Annotated in this window: 1 pseudogene; it reads right to left on the bottom strand. The window is 58.5% G+C overall.

Going from position 1 to position 532, the window contains the following annotated elements:
• Window positions 1-111: 111 nt before the first annotated feature.
• A pseudogene (locus B1964_RS29350) lies at window positions 112-532 on the bottom strand (DDE-type integrase/transposase/recombinase); the annotation flags it as partial.

The raw sequence follows: 532 nt of genomic DNA, 5'->3' as shown, positions 1-532 counted from the left end.
TGATCCACCCCGGCTTTTCCGGAGAGCTCAGGTTGTGAGTGCCCCCTCCGGATTGAGGGTGCGCATGTGATCGTAATGGAGTCGCTCAGCGTGGTCGGGGGTGAGGTCGTCGCAGTAACTGTGTGGGCGTTCACGGTTGTAGAACGCCACCCATTCGGCCGTGCCCAGTGACAGTTCGGTCGCGCCGTGAAATCGCGGCTGGTTGTCGACGAGTTCGTTCTTGTAGTCAGAGTTCACCGACTCCGCGAGCGCGTTGTCGTAGCTATCCCCAACGCTGCCAATAGAAGCCGCGATGCCTTCCTCGGCCAACCGCTGCCCGAACACAATCGCTGTGTACTGCGATCCCGCGTCTGAATGGTGTATGAGTCTCGTTAAATCAACTACACCGCAACGCTTTCGGTTGTCTATCGCGTTGTTGATGGCATCGGTAACCAGGTTCACTGTCATTTCCGAGGCCACTTTCCAGCCGACAATCTTGCGGGCGAACACATCGATAACGAACGCCGTGTACGCCCACCCCGACTCGGTGCGG

Source organism: Gordonia sp. i37, from assembly GCF_002043085.1.
Taxonomy (GTDB): domain Bacteria; phylum Actinomycetota; class Actinomycetes; order Mycobacteriales; family Mycobacteriaceae; genus Gordonia; species Gordonia polyisoprenivorans.
Note: the sequence above shows the minus strand (reverse complement) of the source record. Positions and strands in the feature narration are given on the sequence as shown.